The organism is Mesorhizobium sp. ESP6-5 (genome assembly GCF_020164695.1).
Lineage (GTDB): Bacteria > Pseudomonadota > Alphaproteobacteria > Rhizobiales > Rhizobiaceae > Mesorhizobium > Mesorhizobium australicum.
This window is the reverse complement of the sequence record NZ_JAIUGR010000002.1, coordinates 289,428-305,097: the sequence shown is the minus strand read 5'-3', so window position 1 is coordinate 305,097 and position 15,670 is coordinate 289,428. Positions and strand designations below refer to the sequence as shown.

Sequence of the window (15,670 nt, the reverse complement as noted above, 5' to 3'; positions counted from 1 at the left end):
GTCAGCTCCGCAATGTCTTTCCGGTCTCAGCGGCAAACAGATGCGCCTGCGACAGGTCGAGGCTCATGGCGACGCGCTCGCCTGGCTTCAGCGGCCTGGGGTTCAGCATGCGAGACACCCAGTCACTGCCGTTGAACTCGACGAACACCAACGTCTCGTTGCCGAGCGGCTCGGTGACGGTGATCGGCAGTTCGATCTGATGCACGTCGGCCGCGCCGCCGGAGCTGATACCATGGCCGGTCGGATAGATGTCGTCTGGCCGCAACCCGAACACGACCTTGTCGCCGCCAGCGACATTGGCCTTGAACTGACCGGGCAGGGGCAGCTTGGCGCCGCTGGCGAAAACCAGCTGGCCCTCGTCGACCGTCGCCTCGTGCAAATTCATCGGCGGTGAGCCGATGAAGCCGGCAACGAAGCGCGTCGCCGGCCGGCGGAACACTTCATCTGGGGTGCCAACCTGTTCGAGATGTCCGTCGCGCATGATGACGATACGGTCGGCAAGCGTCATCGCCTCGACCTGGTCGTGGGTGACGTAGATCACCGTTGATTGCACCTTGGCGTGCAGCTTCTTGATCTCGGTGCGCATCTGCGTTCTGAGCTTGGCATCGAGATTGGAAAGCGGCTCGTCGAACAGGAAGACGTCGGGGTCGCGCACGATGGCACGACCCATGGCGACGCGCTGGCGCTGGCCGCCGGACAGTTGCGACGGCCGACGGTCGAGCAAAGCATCGAGCCCCAGGATAGCCGAGGCCTCGGCGACGCGGCGATCCATGTCGTCCTTGGCGGCGCCGGCGATCTTCAAGGAGAAGCCGAGGTTTTCGCGCACCGTCATATGCGGGTAGAGCGCATAGGACTGGAACACCATCGAGATGTTGCGCGAACGCGGCGGCAAATCGTTGACGACGCGCCCGCCAATCTCGATCGAACCGGCGCTGATCTCTTCCAGCCCGGCTATCATGCGCAGCGTCGTCGACTTGCCGCAGCCGGAAGGACCGACCAGCGCGATGAATTCGCGGTCGGTGATGTCGAGGTCGATGCCATGCACGATCTCGATATTGCCGTAGCGCTTGGTCAGCTTTTTGAGGGAAACCGTTGCCATGAGATCAGCCTTTCACCGCGCCGGAGGTCAGGCCGCCGACAAGGTGCTTCTGGACGATGAAAGTGAGGGTGAGCGCCGGAATGATCATCACCACGGCGAGCGCGCACATGCCGCGCCAGTCTATGGTGAACTCGGCCGTGTAGTCGAGCAGGCCGACCGGCAGCGTCTTGGCGCTGACCGAGCGGGTCAGTTGGGAGGCCAGCGCGAATTCGTTCCAGCAGGTCAGGAAGGCGAAGATGGCGGCCGATGCGATGCCTGGTCCGGCGAGCGGGAACTCGACCTGCCAAAAGGCCTGCCAGCGCGTGCAGCCGTCGATTTGTGCGGCTTCCGCAAGGTCTTTCGGCACCTGGCGGAAGAAGCCGTCGATCAGCCAGATGGTGAACGGCACGTTGAGCGCGACATAGGCAAGGATCAGCCCGAAATGCGTGTCGATGATACCGAGCCGCACATAGAGGAAGAACAGCGGCAGCGACAGCGCGATGCCGGGCACCGTGCGCGTCAGCATCAGGCCGAGGAAGACGCTCGACTTGCCGCGAAAGCGATAGCGCGCAAAGGCATAGCCGCCCGCCATGCCGATGGCGACCGCGATCACCGTCGAAGTCACCGAGATGATCAGCGAGTTGCGGAAATATTCGATGACAGGGATGCCGCCCTTGCCGATGCCTGAGAACATCGCGACATAGGCGTCGAACGAAATATCCTGCGGGATCCACACTGGCGGCTTGGCCATGATCTCGACCGTCGGCCGCAGCGACGAGAGCACGATCCACAGGCCCGGCAGGCAGATGGTCAGCATCGCCAGGAACAGGCCGATGCGATAGATGATATCAAGCAGCCTGCGCTTAAGGCGCGCGGAAGAATTCTCGTCCATCTTCACCACTCCGCGCCGATTTGCGTGCGCGCCGCGGCGAGCTTGTTGAAGAAATAGACGGTAAAGGCGATCGACAGCAGGATCGAGAAGTAGGCCATGGCGTTGGCCATGCCCATGCGCCCGTCGCTGTAGGCGGTGCGCGCCACGAGTGTCCAGAGCAGCTCGGTACGGCCGGCCGGACCGCCATCGGTCATGATCTTGACGATGTCATAGGCACGCGCCACGTCGAGCGAGCGGATGGTCATGGCGATGTAGGCGAAGGGCATGACGAACGGCCAGATCACATAGCGGAAGGTCTGCCACGGCGTGCAGCCATCGACGCGCGCCGCCTCGATCGGCTCCTTGGGCATGGCGAGCAGCCCGGCGAGGATCAGGATGGCGAAGATCGCCGTCGACGACCAGATCTCGGCAACCGAGATGGCGATGAAGGCGAGGTGACCCTCGATCAGCCACGGGATGGCGTCCCTGGTGATGCCAAGCGACTGCAGCGCATTGTTCACCAGGCCGATATTGTCGTTGAACATGAACTTGAACTGGAAGCCTACGAGGATCGGCGAGAACATCATCGGAAACATCATCAGCGTGCGCAGGATGCGCTGGCCGCGCGTCGCCTTCTCAACCAGCATGGCGAGACCAAGGCCAAGCAGCATTTCAAGATTGAGCGCGATCGTCAGCAACAGGACGGTACGGCCGAATGCCCACCAGAAATCGGTGTTGGCCAGGATCGACAGGTAATTCCTGAGGCCGATGAAGACGAAGAACGTCTCGGGCTTGGTCAGGCGGAACGGCGTGAAGCTTGAATAGAGCGACAGAAGCAGCGGCACCACGACGACCGCCGCCAGAACGACGATGGCCGGAAGCAGCAGCAGGAACGGCGCGGATGGCTTGAGGCCCTTCATCGGGCTCCTCTGGTGTCTGGCATTCAGATTTTTGGGCCGGGGCCCGACATGATGAAACGGGCAACGCCGGCAAAAGGCGATCGCCTCCCCCATTTGACGATGGAGGAGGCAATCTTGTGAGCAATGCTTACAGCTTGCCGGCGTCCTGCAGGATCTGCGTCGCCTTTGCAGCGGCTTCGTCCAGTGCCTGCTTGGAGGTCTTGTCGCCGAGGATCGCGGCCTGCAACTCGGGATAGACGGCGTTCGAGATCTCGATCCACTCAGGCGTCTGCGGCACGGCAAAGGCGTGCTTGGCTTCTTCCTGGAAAGCCGACAGAACCTCCTTCTTGTAGGGGTCGTTGGCGGCTTGCTGCAGGTCCCAATCCCAGACCGCGGTGCGCGTTGGCAGCGGGCCGGCGGTGGCCTCGAGCTTCTGGCTGTCCTCGTTGGTCAGCCACCATACGAGCGATGCCGCTGCTTCCTTGTTCGGGCAGTTCTCGGTCACCGAGAAGCCATGGAACCCCGACCAGCCGGTGCGCACTCCGGCGGAGCCTTTCGGCGCGACCTTGACGCCGACATTACCGGCGACCTTCGACGATTTCGGATCGTTGAAGAAGCCGGCCCAGCCCGGCCAGTCCAGATTGATCGCGACGGTGCCCGAGGCAAAGCCCTGGCCGAGATCGTCCCAGAGGTAATTGGTGGTTCCGGCCGGCACGGCCTTGGCCTTGTAGAGGTTGACGAACCAGTCGAGCGCCCGGATGCCGGCTTCGGAATTGAAGACCGGCTTGCCGTCCTTGTCGAGATATTCGCCGCCCTCGGCAACGACCATTTCGTAGAAGCGGCCATTGATCGCCTCTTCCTTGCCGGCAAACTGCGTGCCGTAGAAATTGGGCGGGTTGGCGAAGAACTCAGCCTGGTCGGTGACTTCCTTCCAGGTGTCCGGCGGCACCAGATCATAGCCGTATTTAGCCTTGAACTTGGTCTTGTTGTCGGCGTTCTCGTACAGGCTCTTCTGGTAGTAGAGCGCCGAGACGTCGAATTGCGCACGCGGCAGCATTTCCAGCTTGCCGTCGATGGTTGCCGCCTTGATCGTCGACGGCACGAAGGCGTCGATCTCCGACTTCGGCAGGAGCTTGCTGAGGTCGGTGTAGAGGCCGGTGTATTGCGGCGCGAAGGAGGAATGATTCCAGCCGACGCACCAGTTGGTGCTGCCCGAGGCGATGTCGGACTTCAATTCCTTGTCGATGTCGAAGCCGTTCTTCTTTGTCAGGATGTTGACCTTGGCGCCTGTCGCCTTCTCCCATTCGGGAATGCGCTCGTAGAGCTTTTCATATTGCTGGCCGCCGATCAGCTTCACGTCGACGGTCACGCCGTCGAACTTGCCGGGCAGGTCGCCGGCAAGGGCGGTGCCTGCGCCTGACGCAAGCATCAATGCGCCGGCGCATACGCCGGAAAGCAGTCTGTTCATTGGTATCCTCCCTGGGTGCGCCTCGGTGGCGCCCGCAACTCGTCACGTGACAAGAAATGCTACATTTATATACAAACAAAACATTCATCCGTACGTCAAGGCGAAATTTGTTTCCGTCGGCCGCGTTCCTGCGTATATGAAGACACGAATTCACTGGAGGGATGAGCCGTGGACGACAGCGAAGATGAGCGTTATCGCGCGCCGGCGCTCGACAAGGGGCTCGACATCCTTGAGCTTCTAGCGGGCGTGGACGGTGGCCTGACCCAGGCGGAAATCGCCAAGAAGCTCGACCGCAGCCCTAACGAATTCTACCGCATGCTGGACCGGCTGGTGCGGCGCGGCTACGTCACGCGGCTCGATGGCGACCGCTATTCGCTGACGCTCAAGCTGTTTGGCCTGGCACAATTGCACGCGCCGGTGCGGCGGCTGGTTTCCTATGCGACGCCGCTGATGCGCGAACTGGCCGAGACCTCGCAGCAGGCCAACCAACTCGTTGTTTTTGATCGCGGTTCCGCCGTGGTGATAGGCCAGCAGGAGGCGCCGAACTACTGGGGGATTTCGATCCGGGTCGGCTCCCACATCAGCCTGTTCGACACCGGTTCAGGCCATGTCCTGCTCGCCTTCCGTTCACCGGAAGAGCGGCAGATGATGATCTCGGAGCACGTCCGCAGCACCGACAAGACCGCGCAGCCGGCCGAGTTCTTCGCCCGTCTCGACCAGATCCGCGACCGCGGCTACGAGATGATGGCTTCCATGCAGACGGCAGGCGTCTTCAACCTTTCCGCTCCGGTGCGTGGTTCCGACGGCAAGGCCATAGCGGCGCTGTCGATCCCCTACATTACCGTCGTCAACGCGCCCTCGGCACCCGACATCACCCGCACCATCGAGTTGCTGCTCGCAACCTGCGAGAAGCTGTCGCACCTGGCTGGGTCGGCCGTCGGCTCATCGGCCTAAATTCTTATTTGAATGAAGAATTCCTCCGTGAGAGGATCGAAAAAAGCTGCAGGAGGAGCCCGCCATGATCATCGACACCCATTTGCATCTCATCGATCGCTCGGGGCTTCGTTACCCCTGGCTTGCCGGCGTACCGGCACTGAACCGCGATTTCTCCTATGAGGAATACGCCACGGAGGCAAAGCGTGCCGGTGTCGAACGCGTGCTGCACATGGAGGTCGATGTCGACCCGGCCGACATCGAGGCGGAAACCGCCCGTGTCGAGGGCCTCTCGCGTCAAGCGGGCAGCATGCTTTCTGGGGCGATAGCATCCTGCCGTCCCGAAGACGCTGACTTTGCCGCTTATCTCGAACGCCAGCAGGCAAATCCCTTCGTCAAGGGTTTCCGCCGCGTCCTTCACGTCGTCCCGGACGATCTTTCGGAAGGCGCACTGTTCCGTGACAACATCAAGCGGCTTGGCGGCACCGGCTTGACCTTCGACCTCGTCGTGCTGCCGCATCAGATTCCCAAGGCGATCGCGCTCGCCGAACTGGCGCCCGACGTACAGTTCGTCCTCGACCATTGCGGCGTTCCCGACATCAAGGGCGGAGCCGAGCATCCCTGGCGCGAACACATGAGCGAGATCGCACGGCGCCCGAACGTAATGGCCAAGATTTCCGGCGTGGTAGCCTATACCGACGCCGCCAATTGGACCGTCGATACGCTGCGGCCTTACGTCGAACACACCATCAGTTCATTCGGCTGGGACCGCGTCGTCTGGGGCAGCGACTGGCCGGTCTGCACGCTCGGTGGCGGTCTCTCGACCTGGGTGGCGGCGACCCATGCGCTGCTCTCGAGTTGCAGCGTTTCGGAGCGTGACAGGCTGTTGTCGGGCAATGCCCGCAGGCTTTGGTGGTTGAAATAACGACCTCGCTCAGCCCTCGCCAGGCGAGGGGGAACTGGCCCGGAACAGGCTGATGAGATCGGCGATGACCTGGCCGGCCGGATGGCCGGAGGTCAGGCCGGAATTGATGCGATCGGACGCCGCCTGCTGGAACGCCATGTAGCCGTCATGGCGCGGCCGCACCCAGGCGCCCTCCAGCGTCGCGCGCGTGCCCCGATAGAAGTTGCCGGCCACTTCATTGATAGTCTGGTCTTCCCAGGCAGCCGCATGGCCCGGCTGGCCGCCGGCGGCGGCATAGACGCCACGCTGGACATCGCCGCTGGCGACCCAATAGGCAAAATCGATCGCTGCCTCTTTAGCCTTGGAGAAGGCCGATACGGCTATGCCTGTGCCGCCGAGCGCCGAGCCGATCGGACCATTGGAACCGACCACCGGGATGTCGGCAAAAGCCAACCTGTTGGCGCGAAAACCCGACGCCGCATAAGAGACGTAGCCATAGATCAGCGGCGCGCAGACAATGCGGGAACCAGCCTCGGCCATGCGTTCCGAAACGGCGATCGGATCCATGTCGAAGCAGGTCGGGTCGACCAGCGCGGCGATCTCACGCATCGTCTCGAAGACTTCGCAGCCCGTCTCGACAGCGATGAGATCGCCCGACGGATCGGTCGCGCAGGGATGCCCGAGATTACCGGCCAACGTGTAGAAGGTCATCAGGCAATGCGGCGGCCGCAACGGCAGCAACACGCGACCCTGCCGGGCGAGATCGAGCACGTCGCTCCACGTCGCTGCCGGCGCATCGAGCGCATCCGGTCGCCAGGCCTGCACCTGGCTGGCCGCATCAATCGGGAACGCCCATTGCCGCTCTTGCCAGGTGTAACTCGGATAGGACTGGCCAACGCTCTCCGAGGCAAGCGCGGCGCGCTCCGCCTCGCGGCCAGGGACGTCGAGAGGCTCGAGGCAGCGCTCCGCCGTGATCTGGCCGACATGCGGATGGTCGATGACGATGAGGTCATAGGCGCGGGCCAACTCCTCGACCGGGAAGGATTCGAAATCCTGCAGTGAACGCTTGTCCCATTCGATGGCGACGCCGGTCTTCCGCTCCCACAGAGATGAACACGCGACCATCGGATCGTAGCCGCGCGGGTGGCTCCAGGTCATGCCCCTCAGCGTGGGCTTAATGGAGCGCGTGCTCACAGACCGAACTCCGCGCGGATCGCGGCACTGTGCTCGCCGATGCGTGGTGCCGCGCGGTCGACCTTGGCTCTGATCCCATCGACCCTGAGCGGCGAACTGGTGGTGAGGATCGAGACGTCGTCCTCGCGCGTCACCGTCTGGAGCATGTCGAGGGCCTGAAAACCCTCGCTTGCCAGCATCTCCGGCCAGGTCAGCACCTTGGCGCACCAGATGTCGGCAGGCTCGAGAATGGCCAGCCATTCGTCGATGGTTTTCGTGGCAATCCTCTGGGCGATGATCGCCTTGATGTCGTCGCGCGCGGTGAACCAGGATGCCGGCTTGTCGCGATAGGGAGCCAGTTCATCGAGCGACAAAAGGTCGGCCAGCTTGGGGATCGGCGTCATGGCGATGGCGAGATAGCCGTCCTTGGCCGGATAGACGCCATAAGGCGCCGAGAGATAGGCATGCGCGCTGCGGAAGCTCGAGCGCCTGGGCAGGCGGCGCCCGTCATTGAGATGCGTGGTCAGCACCTCGAACTGGAAGTCGACCAGCGCTTCCAGAAGGCTGGTCTCGATATGGCTGCCCTGGCCAGTGATGCCGCGCCGCACCAGTGCGGCCAGGATGCCTTGCGCGCAGGCCGCACCCGCCAGCATGTCGCCGATGGCGAGGCCGAACGGCACCGGCCCCTGGTCTTCGTCGCCGTTCAGCCACATCACGCCGGAGCGCGACTGCGCCAGCAGATCCTGGCCTGGGCGCTTCACCCACGGGCCATCCTCGCCATAGCCGCTGATCGAGGCATAGACCAGGCGCGGATTGATCTGGCGGACGGTCTCGTAGTCGAGGCCAAGGCGCTCGATGACGCCCGGCCGGAAATTCTGGATCAGCACATCGGCCTTGGCCAGCAGCCCGCGCAATGTGTTGAGGTCCGCCTCGTTCTTCAGATCGATGGCGAGGCTTTCCTTGGCCCGGTTGATGGCATGGAAGATGGTGGAATCGCCGCCGATCTCGGTGTCGCTGAGATAGAGCCGGCGCGACAGGTCGCCGCCGTCAGGACGCTCTATCTTGATGACGCGGGCGCCGAGATCGAGCAGCCTGAGCGAACAGTAGGGCCCGGACAGGAACTGGCTCACGTCGACGACGACGAGACCGGCAAGCGGCAATTCGGCTGCTGCCGGCATCTCTACTTCTCCGTCTTGCCGGCGAAATCAGCCGGGTTGCGGTACTTCACCGTCTGCAGATGCTCGCAATAAAGAACGAGTTCGCCTTCACCCTTGAACACCTCGTAGCTGGCGCGGATCAGCCCCATTTCCTTGTAGCGGGGGTGCTTGTCGAGGTTGGAACGGATCGAATAGATCGTGTCGCCGATGAAGACAGGCTTTATGAATCGTAGCTTGTCATAGCCATAGGAAAAAGCGTTGACGCAGTTGGTGGCGACCAGCCCGAGGCCCGCCGAGAAGACGAACGCGCCGGCAATCAGCCGCTTGCCGAAAATGCCCTCGCTCTCGGCAAACATCTGGTCCTGCACGTAAGGATGGATGTCGAGCACCAGCGTGTTGAAAAGGTGACTGTCGCCCTCGGCCATGGTGCGACGCAGCGAGCGGATTTTCTGGCCGACCGGCCAGTCCTCATAGAACCAGTTCTCGGCATTCCACACCGGCAGGGCGGCATGATCGGCGGGCATATTCCTGGGATGCGTCGAGACGACGCCAACGGTTGGCGCGAAATCGCTCATGGCCTAGTCCATCGGGCTCGCGAGAGCGCCCATCCAGCTATTCGAGCACGCGTCAAGGCGCCTGAGTGCACGACATCTCCTCCCGTCAATCTTCTTTTGTAAATACTATTTTCACATATGGGATTGCGTTGCAAGCGAGGACAAGCGAAATTTTGGCGGTCCCACGGTACCGAGCACCGGCGGCAGGGGAGGGAAAACATGCGCAAAGCCTGTCTGGTCTTCGTCGGCAGCCTGAACCGCGAAGCGCCTTATTTTCAGGGTGCGCGAGGCGTCGGCCTTAGTGTCTACAGCTTCGACGAGGAAACGCTGGAAACAAGCAAGCTGGCCGAGACGAATGATGTCGACAACCCTACCTTCCTGTCGGTGACGCCGAATGGCTCGCGCATCTACGCCAATTCGGAAGTCTTCATCTGGCGCGAGGGAACGGTCTCGGCCTACAGCTTCGATCGCGGCTCGGGTACGCTCGCCTATTTGAACAAACAGCCATCGCTGGGCAGCATCACGGCGCACAATACCATCACGCGCGACGGCACCAAACTCCTGGTCGCCAATTACGGTGTGGGCGAGGGTGGTCCGGACCGTGCGGTGGCTGTGTATGGTTTCGACGGGGAGGGCGCACTGTCCGCGCCATTGGCCAGCGTTTCGCACAAGGGCACCGGCCCCAACGCGACGCGGCAGGAACGCTCGCATGCCCACAGCGTCACCGAAACCATTGCCGGTGGAACGGCAATCGTCGCCGATCTCGGCATCGACCGGCTGGTGTCCTATCGGATCGGACAGGACGGAAGTCTGGTGAAGCTCGCAGAGTCCGCGCTCCCTCCGGGTGCCGGCCCGCGTCACATCGCCTTGCACCCGAACGGCCGCTTTGTCTTTGTCATGAACGAGCTGGATTCGACCGTCGTGTCGTTGGCGCTCGACAATGCGACCGGCAGGCTATCGATCATCGACACCAAGCCGGCGGTGCCAGCCGAGGCCCGCGACAGCAATCACTGCGCCGATATCCAGATCTCGCCGGACGGCCGTTTCGTCTATGGCGGCAACCGTGGCCACGACAGCGTCGTCATTATGGCGGTCGACGAGCAGACCGGCAGCTTAAGTCTTGTCGGCTATGTCCCTTGCGGAGGCGCCACGCCGCGCAATCTGGCGCTGACGCCTTCGGGCGGCCATCTGTTCTCCGCCAACCAGAATGCCGACCGCATTTCGATCTTCGTCCGCGACGCCGGCAACGGCATGCTGACCGACACCGGGCGCGGCATCGAGATCGGCACGCCGATGTGTGTCAAGATCGTCGCGTGACCGCCGGCCAGCAGACTAGCCGGGCTCAAGCCTCTTGGATGGCCGAGAGCTTCCAGTTCGAGCCATTCTGGCGCGTGAACGTCCACAACTCGGTCGTCTCCGTCGGGTGCTCCTCGTTGCCTTCGATGACCTTGCCGCTCGCCCGTTCGCGCATCACGTCGCGAGACTCGTAGCGCAACGCCGCCGTGGCGTAGTCGCGGTCATCCTCGCGCCAGCTTTCCGCGATGTCGGCCTGCAGCAGGGTGACATCGGACACTTCGTTCCTGAGACCTTTCTTGGCATTGTCGGCCAGCTCTTCCGATAGATAGGATACCATCTCGGGTGTGACCGACCGGCGCAAGGCCGCATGGTCTTCGCGCCCGAACGCTTCCTGGACATCGGTCAACAACTGCTGGAACGCGTCGAGGTCGGCCTGGGCCAGCGTGATCTCTTCGGATCGGGTGGTCTCGTAGCCTCCGCCCGATCCGCCGCCAAACCCGGGAATTGTGAAGGAGCCAGCGCTGCTCGTGTTCTGCTGTGCCGTTGCGCGGTTCTCGAACCGTGAAGCTTGGGCATCGCCCATGCCGGCGAGCGCGGGCGCGGGGCCACGCGCGGATTGCGACCGGAAGAACCTGATGGCCAGCATGATCGCGCCACCGATGAGCAGGGCCTGGAGCAGGAATCCGAACATGCCGGCGAGGCCGCCGAAACCTTGGCCAAGGAGCAGTCCGATCAGGCCGCCGATCAGCAGGCCGCGCATCATCGTTCCACCGAAGCCGCTCATGAAGCCGGGCCTCTGCAGGCCGGTCTGCGGTTGCCGGGCAGCATTGTTGACGCCGGTGTTGGGTGTCATCGAACGCTCGACCGGCGCGGTCGGCGCCGGCGCGGTCCGGGTCGGCGGTGCCGATTGGAATGTGCGTGTGCCGCGGCTGCCGAAACTGCCGCCGCGCCGCGCCTCGGCATGATCGATCGCGACCATGGAGAATGCAAGGAACAGGCCGGCAAAGAGGGTGGCAAATCGGCTTGTGCGGGAAATCATCGGGGTGACCTTTATCGCTGTGGTTTCGGGCGTTTTCGGCAAAGGGCCGGCCTTGGAAAGACCGGCCTCATATGGTCAATCGAACAGCTCTTCGAAAAATGATTTCTTTCGCTTCGGATAGCGGTGGCCATGCGAGCGGGAATAGTCGTCATCGCGGTCCCGGCCGTGTTGCGGCTGGGCAAACGGCGCCGGCTGTGGCTGCGGCGCGGGAGACGCGTCCCTGGTGGACCGTTCGATGATCTTGTCGAGTTCGCCACGATCGAGCCAGACGCCGCGGCACTGCGGACAGTAGTCGATCTCGATCCCCTGGCGTTCGCTCATCACGAGGGCGACGCGGCAGGAGGGGCAAACCATGCCAAGGAGGGAAGATGTCATGTGGGGCTCCTAACCAGAAAGGAATGAGCCCGCTTAACCGAAAGGAATGGAAACGGGCCCGTTGAAGCGGTCCGACATCACGGTCGCCAAAGCGACAGTCAGAGGGGCCCGGCCCGCACACGGGAGTTAGGAATGCGGGGCGAAGCCTTCAAGGGGCAATGTTGCCGGTGAGAACGATTTGCTGCTCAAACAGTCACCACGATCTTGCCGAACTGCCCGTTCGATTCGAGATAGCGATGCGCCTCGACGATCCGGTCGAAGGGAAAGATCCTGTCGATGATCGGCCTGAGCGCGCCGTCCGCGAGGCCTTCGAGGATGAATGCCTTGGCCGCCTCCAACTTCTCCGGGTTGCCGGTGATCTCGTGCACGAGATAGCCGCGCAATGTCAGGGCCTTGCCCAGTACCGCAGGCAACGGGAACGGCGTCGGCTGGCTGCTGAGGCCGCCATATTCGATCAGAATGCCGCCGCGCGACATCGCCGCCGTCAGCGGCTCGAAGATCGGCCCGCCGATCGCATCCAGCACCACGCGCACGCCTTGCGGCCCGGCGATCTGGTTCAGTCTGTCGGCAAGTTCCTCTTCCTCAAGGACCACGACATGCGCCGCGCCGGCGTCGAGCAGAGCCTGCCTCTTCACCGATGTCCGCGTCACCGCGATCGTTATCGCGCCAACGCTGTTGGCGATCTGGATCGCCGCAAGCCCGACGCTGCTCGAAGCCGCCGTGATGACGACGACCTCTTCGCGGCGCAGCCTGGCGATGTCGATCAGGGCGCCGTAGGCGGTGAGGTACGGCATCCAGACCGCCGCCGCGGTTTGCCAGTCGAGGGACGCCGGATGCTCGACGATGAGCCCCGCGGGAAAGGTGACAAGCTCACCGTAAGCCGGCCAGCGAACCATCGATTGCGGCGGGATGACGCTCACGGCGTCACCATGTGCCAGCCCCATCACGCCTTCGCCGATTGCCTCGACGACGCCCGCCGCTTCCAGCCCAAGCCCGGAGGGCAGGACGGGTGTCTCAATGTAGCTGCCCGCGCGCAGCAGCGCCTCGGCGCGGTTGAGGCCGAGCGCCTTGACGCGGATCTGAACCTCGCCCGGACCCGGTGGCGGAAGGTCGACCTCCTCGATGCGCAGGACCTCGGGACCGCCATGCTGGTGGAAGCGAATGATACGGGCCATTTGGCTCACTCCAAAATATTTGACACTGAATGAGCTATGACGCGAAAGCTTTGTGCGATAAACGGCTGTTTGGATTGTTCAGTAGAAACCATGAGTTTCGAATATGGATAGGCTCGAGAGCATGGCCGTGTTCGTCAGGGCGGTCGATCTTGGCTCGTTCGCGGCGGCGGCCACCGCGCTCGATCTATCCGGACCGATGGTCGGCAAGCATGTCCGGTTTCTCGAGGAGCGGCTTGGCATGCGTCTGATTAACCGGACCACGCGCCGCCAGAGCCTGACCGATTTCGGCCGCGCCTATTATGAGCGGTGTCGCCTGGTGCTGGCCGAGGCCGAAGCCGCCGATGCGCTCGCCGCCGACCAGCTCTCGGAGCCGCGCGGAAAACTGCGTGTCACCATGCCGGCGCATTTCGGGCGCCACTGCGTCACCCCCGTGCTGCTGAAGCTGGCAAGGCAATATCCAATGCTGGAACTCGACCTCTCGCTCAGCGACCGTTTCGCCGATCTTGCCGAGGATGGCTATGACCTTGCCATCCGGACCGGCGGTCTGGACGACAAGGCCGGCGTGATCGCGCGTCGCCTTGCACGCCAGGACATGGTCGTCTGTGCCGCGCCTTCCTATCTTGAAATTCATGGCGAGCCACGGCGGATCGAGGACCTCGCCGATCACCAGGCGATTGTCTACCGCCGGCTCGGCATGATCGTTCAGCCGTGGCTATTTCCGCGCGAGGGGCAGACTGCGCTCGAGGTAACCCCAAACGGCCGGCTGCGGCTCGACGATCTGGATGCCATCGCCGATGCCGCCGTCGACGGCATGGGGCTGGCGTGGTTGCCTTACTGGCTGCCTCGCGAGCGCATCCAGGCCGGCACGCTGGTCGAGCTGTTGCCGGACCAGCCGCGCTATCCCTACGATTGCCATGCGCTCTGGCTGCGGACGCCGCATCTGTCGCTCAAGGTCCGGCTGGCCGTCGACGCATTGGCGGCCGCCTTGCCGAAAATGATGGCGTGATCGCCAACAGACGGCTTGCGCTCTTTGAGGCGTGACGTTCCGGTGCCATATGAAGGTGGCTGATGGAATGCGCGCATCGCAGGAGAAACGGTTCATGACCAAAGGTTCGGATCTGTTCGTGGCGGCCCTCAAAAATGAAGGGGTCGAACGAATTTTCGGCATTCCGGGCGAAGAAAATCTCGACATCGTCGAATCCATCCGCCGCTCGTCGATCCAGCTGATCCTGACGCGCCACGAGCAGGCGGCGGCCTTCATGGCCGCCACCTATGGCAGGCTCACCGGCAAGCCGGGTGTGTGCATCACCACGCTTGGCCCCGGCGCGCTCAATCTGACCACCGGCTCTGCCTATGCGCTGCTCGGCGCGATGCCGATGATCATGATCACCGGCCAGAAGGGCATCCTGTCGTCCCGGCAGGCGCGCTTCCAGATCGTCGATATCGTCGCGGCGATGAAGCCGCTGACCAAGCTGTCGCGCCAGATCGTCTCGCCTAGGATGATCCCGTCGCTGGTGCGCGAAGCCTTCCGCGTCGCCCAGGAAGAGCGCCCCGGCCCCGTGCACCTCGAACTGCCGGAAGACATCGCGGCGGCGGAATGCGAGCCGATCGCGCTGGTGCCGACACATCCGGTCGAATTGCCCCTGGCCAGCGCTGGCGCGCTCGATCGCGCCGCCCGCATGATCATCGAGGCCAAGCGTCCGCTGCTGATGTTCGGCGCCGCGGCGTCGCGCCCGCGGGTGACTCCCGATGTCGCCCAGTTCGTGCTGCGAACGCAGATTCCCTATTTTACCACGCAGATGGGCAAGGGCACGGTGCCCGGCGGCACCGAGCTCTACATGGGAACGGCGGCTCTTTCGGAACGCGACTACGTGCACGAGGCCATCGAGCAGGCTGATCTGATCATCACCATCGGCCACGACACGGTCGAGAAGCCGCCCTTCATCATGGGCGCGAAAGGGCCGAAGGTCATTCATGTCGGCTACCAGACGGCTGATGTCGAGCAGGTCTATTTCCCGCAAGCCGAGATCGTCGGCGACCTCGGCCCGTCGCTGGCGCTGCTGGCGGACCGCATCGAGGGCAGGATTCCCAACGCGCAGGCCCTGCTGCCGCTGCGCGAAGGCATTTTGAGCCGCATCGCCGCGCGCGCCACCGAAGACCGTTTCACGCCGCAGCGCATCGTACATGATGTGCGCGCTGTGATGCCGGCCGACGGGATCCTCGCGCTGGACAACGGCATGTACAAGATCTGGTTCGCGCGCAACTACCGCACGCGCATGGCCAACACGCTGCTGCTCGACAATGCGCTGGCCACCATGGGTGCCGGCCTGCCGTCGGCGATGATGGCGGCACTGCTCTATCCCCGACGCCGTGTCATGGCCATTTGCGGCGACGGCGGTTTCATGATGAACAGCCAGGAACTGGAGACTGCTGTCCGGCTCAAGCTCAATCTCGTCATCCTGCTGCTGGAAGACCACGCTTATGGCATGATACGCTGGAAGCAGGCTGTCGACGAATTCCCGGATTTCGGCATGACCTTCGGCAATCCCGACTTCGTCAAATACGCCGAAGCCTATGGCGCCAGGGGCACCAGGGTTGGCGCGATAGCCGACCTGCAACCGGCGTTGGAACAGGCCTTCGCCGGCGGCGGCGTGCATCTCGTCGTGGTGCCCATCGACTATTCCGAAAACACCAGGGTGCTCGTCGACGAATTGCGAGAGCGACTGCCGGCGCCAAAGGCACCCTGAC

15 protein-coding genes are annotated in these 15,670 nt (G+C 63.3%); 5 read left to right on the top strand and 10 right to left on the bottom strand.

Annotated elements, in window-relative coordinates:
- Position 1 precedes the first annotated feature (1 nt).
- The 4 genes from LB524_RS03855 to LB524_RS03840 form a co-directional block, all read right to left on the bottom strand.
- Entirely contained in the window at positions 2 to 1,099 is a 1,098-nt protein-coding gene (locus tag LB524_RS03855) for an ABC transporter ATP-binding protein (protein WP_224523800.1), read from the bottom strand.
- A 4-nt stretch (positions 1,100 to 1,103) separates the two neighbouring features.
- Positions 1,104 to 1,970, bottom strand: coding sequence for a carbohydrate ABC transporter permease (locus LB524_RS03850; protein WP_224523799.1), 867 nt, complete (start codon positions 1,968 to 1,970; stop codon positions 1,104 to 1,106).
- A gap of 2 nt (positions 1,971 to 1,972) precedes the next feature.
- Positions 1,973 to 2,869 (bottom strand): carbohydrate ABC transporter permease, encoded by an 897-nt coding sequence (locus LB524_RS03845; protein ID WP_224523798.1) that lies wholly within the window; start codon positions 2,867 to 2,869, stop codon positions 1,973 to 1,975.
- 127 nt (positions 2,870 to 2,996) lie between these two features.
- The gene (locus LB524_RS03840; RefSeq protein WP_140724430.1) at positions 2,997 to 4,316 is read right to left on the bottom strand and encodes an ABC transporter substrate-binding protein; all 1,320 of its coding nucleotides are present in this window, start codon (positions 4,314 to 4,316) and stop codon (positions 2,997 to 2,999) included.
- 168 nt (positions 4,317 to 4,484) lie between these two features.
- Here LB524_RS03840 and LB524_RS03835 point away from each other — a divergent pair, with 168 nt between their 5' ends.
- Together LB524_RS03835 and LB524_RS03830 are read left to right on the top strand one after the other, a co-directional pair.
- A complete protein-coding gene (locus tag LB524_RS03835) occupies positions 4,485 to 5,270 on the top strand; it encodes an IclR family transcriptional regulator (protein WP_023771193.1) in 786 nt (261 codons plus the stop codon).
- Positions 5,271 to 5,334: 64 nt separating this feature from the next.
- Complete coding sequence (locus tag LB524_RS03830; RefSeq protein WP_224523796.1) at positions 5,335 to 6,174, top strand: amidohydrolase family protein; 840 nt, start codon at positions 5,335 to 5,337, stop codon at positions 6,172 to 6,174.
- Positions 6,175 to 6,183: 9 nt separating this feature from the next.
- Here the strand turns inward: LB524_RS03830 and LB524_RS03825 are convergent, their stop codons facing one another.
- The 3 genes from LB524_RS03825 to LB524_RS03815 are packed head-to-tail and all read right to left on the bottom strand — an operon-like array spanning position 6,184 to position 9,058.
- Positions 6,184 to 7,311, bottom strand: coding sequence for an extracellular solute-binding protein (locus LB524_RS03825; protein ID WP_224524021.1), 1,128 nt, complete (start codon positions 7,309 to 7,311; stop codon positions 6,184 to 6,186).
- A 32-nt stretch (positions 7,312 to 7,343) separates the two neighbouring features.
- Positions 7,344 to 8,504, bottom strand: a complete 1,161-nt coding sequence (locus tag LB524_RS03820) for a CaiB/BaiF CoA transferase family protein (protein ID WP_224523792.1) — start codon at positions 8,502 to 8,504, stop codon at positions 7,344 to 7,346.
- Between the two features lie 2 nt (positions 8,505 to 8,506).
- Complete coding sequence (locus LB524_RS03815; protein ID WP_224523789.1) at positions 8,507 to 9,058, bottom strand: MaoC family dehydratase; 552 nt, start codon at positions 9,056 to 9,058, stop codon at positions 8,507 to 8,509.
- Positions 9,059 to 9,256: 198 nt separating this feature from the next.
- Here LB524_RS03815 and LB524_RS03810 point away from each other — a divergent pair, with 198 nt between their 5' ends.
- Complete coding sequence (locus tag LB524_RS03810) at positions 9,257 to 10,354, top strand: lactonase family protein (protein WP_224523787.1); 1,098 nt, start codon at positions 9,257 to 9,259, stop codon at positions 10,352 to 10,354.
- A gap of 25 nt (positions 10,355 to 10,379) precedes the next feature.
- Here LB524_RS03810 and LB524_RS03805 read toward each other — a convergent pair whose 3' ends face one another.
- From LB524_RS03805 to LB524_RS03795, 3 genes are all read right to left on the bottom strand, one after another.
- Entirely contained in the window at positions 10,380 to 11,372 is a 993-nt protein-coding gene (locus tag LB524_RS03805; protein WP_224523785.1) for a Tim44 domain-containing protein, read from the bottom strand.
- Between the two features lie 75 nt (positions 11,373 to 11,447).
- Complete coding sequence (locus tag LB524_RS03800) at positions 11,448 to 11,747, bottom strand: zf-TFIIB domain-containing protein (protein WP_015319044.1); 300 nt, start codon at positions 11,745 to 11,747, stop codon at positions 11,448 to 11,450.
- A gap of 185 nt (positions 11,748 to 11,932) precedes the next feature.
- Positions 11,933 to 12,922, bottom strand: a complete 990-nt coding sequence (locus LB524_RS03795) for a zinc-dependent alcohol dehydrogenase family protein (RefSeq protein ID WP_224523783.1) — start codon at positions 12,920 to 12,922, stop codon at positions 11,933 to 11,935.
- A 103-nt stretch (positions 12,923 to 13,025) separates the two neighbouring features.
- Here LB524_RS03795 and LB524_RS03790 point away from each other — a divergent pair, with 103 nt between their 5' ends.
- The gene (locus tag LB524_RS03790) at positions 13,026 to 13,928 is read left to right on the top strand and encodes a LysR family transcriptional regulator (RefSeq protein ID WP_224523781.1); all 903 of its coding nucleotides are present in this window, start codon (positions 13,026 to 13,028) and stop codon (positions 13,926 to 13,928) included.
- Between the two features lie 94 nt (positions 13,929 to 14,022).
- Positions 14,023 to 15,669, top strand: coding sequence for an acetolactate synthase large subunit (locus tag LB524_RS03785; protein ID WP_224523779.1), 1,647 nt, complete (start codon positions 14,023 to 14,025; stop codon positions 15,667 to 15,669).
- Position 15,670: the final 1 nt, after the last annotated feature.

Excerpts from the sequence above, each read along its gene's own strand:
- LB524_RS03855 (WP_224523800.1), bottom strand. The coding sequence starts at position 1,099 with ATGGCAACGGTTTCCCTCAAAAAGCTGACCAAGCGCTACGGCAATATC.
- LB524_RS03850 (WP_224523799.1), bottom strand. The coding sequence starts at position 1,970 with ATGGACGAGAATTCTTCCGCGCGCCTTAAGCGCAGGCTGCTTGATATC.
- LB524_RS03845 (WP_224523798.1), bottom strand. The coding sequence starts at position 2,869 with ATGAAGGGCCTCAAGCCATCCGCGCCGTTCCTGCTGCTGCTTCCGGCC.
- LB524_RS03840 (WP_140724430.1), bottom strand. The coding sequence starts at position 4,316 with ATGAACAGACTGCTTTCCGGCGTATGCGCCGGCGCATTGATGCTTGCG.
- LB524_RS03830 (WP_224523796.1), top strand. The coding sequence starts at position 5,335 with ATGATCATCGACACCCATTTGCATCTCATCGATCGCTCGGGGCTTCGT.
- LB524_RS03825 (WP_224524021.1), bottom strand. The coding sequence starts at position 7,311 with ATGACCTGGAGCCACCCGCGCGGCTACGATCCGATGGTCGCGTGTTCA.
- LB524_RS03820 (WP_224523792.1), bottom strand. The coding sequence starts at position 8,504 with ATGCCGGCAGCAGCCGAATTGCCGCTTGCCGGTCTCGTCGTCGTCGAC.
- LB524_RS03815 (WP_224523789.1), bottom strand. The coding sequence starts at position 9,058 with ATGAGCGATTTCGCGCCAACCGTTGGCGTCGTCTCGACGCATCCCAGG.
- LB524_RS03810 (WP_224523787.1), top strand. The coding sequence starts at position 9,257 with ATGCGCAAAGCCTGTCTGGTCTTCGTCGGCAGCCTGAACCGCGAAGCG.
- LB524_RS03805 (WP_224523785.1), bottom strand. The coding sequence starts at position 11,372 with ATGATTTCCCGCACAAGCCGATTTGCCACCCTCTTTGCCGGCCTGTTC.
- LB524_RS03800 (WP_015319044.1), bottom strand. The coding sequence starts at position 11,747 with ATGACATCTTCCCTCCTTGGCATGGTTTGCCCCTCCTGCCGCGTCGCC.
- LB524_RS03795 (WP_224523783.1), bottom strand. The coding sequence starts at position 12,922 with ATGGCCCGTATCATTCGCTTCCACCAGCATGGCGGTCCCGAGGTCCTG.
- LB524_RS03790 (WP_224523781.1), top strand. The coding sequence starts at position 13,026 with ATGGATAGGCTCGAGAGCATGGCCGTGTTCGTCAGGGCGGTCGATCTT.
- LB524_RS03785 (WP_224523779.1), top strand. The coding sequence starts at position 14,023 with ATGACCAAAGGTTCGGATCTGTTCGTGGCGGCCCTCAAAAATGAAGGG.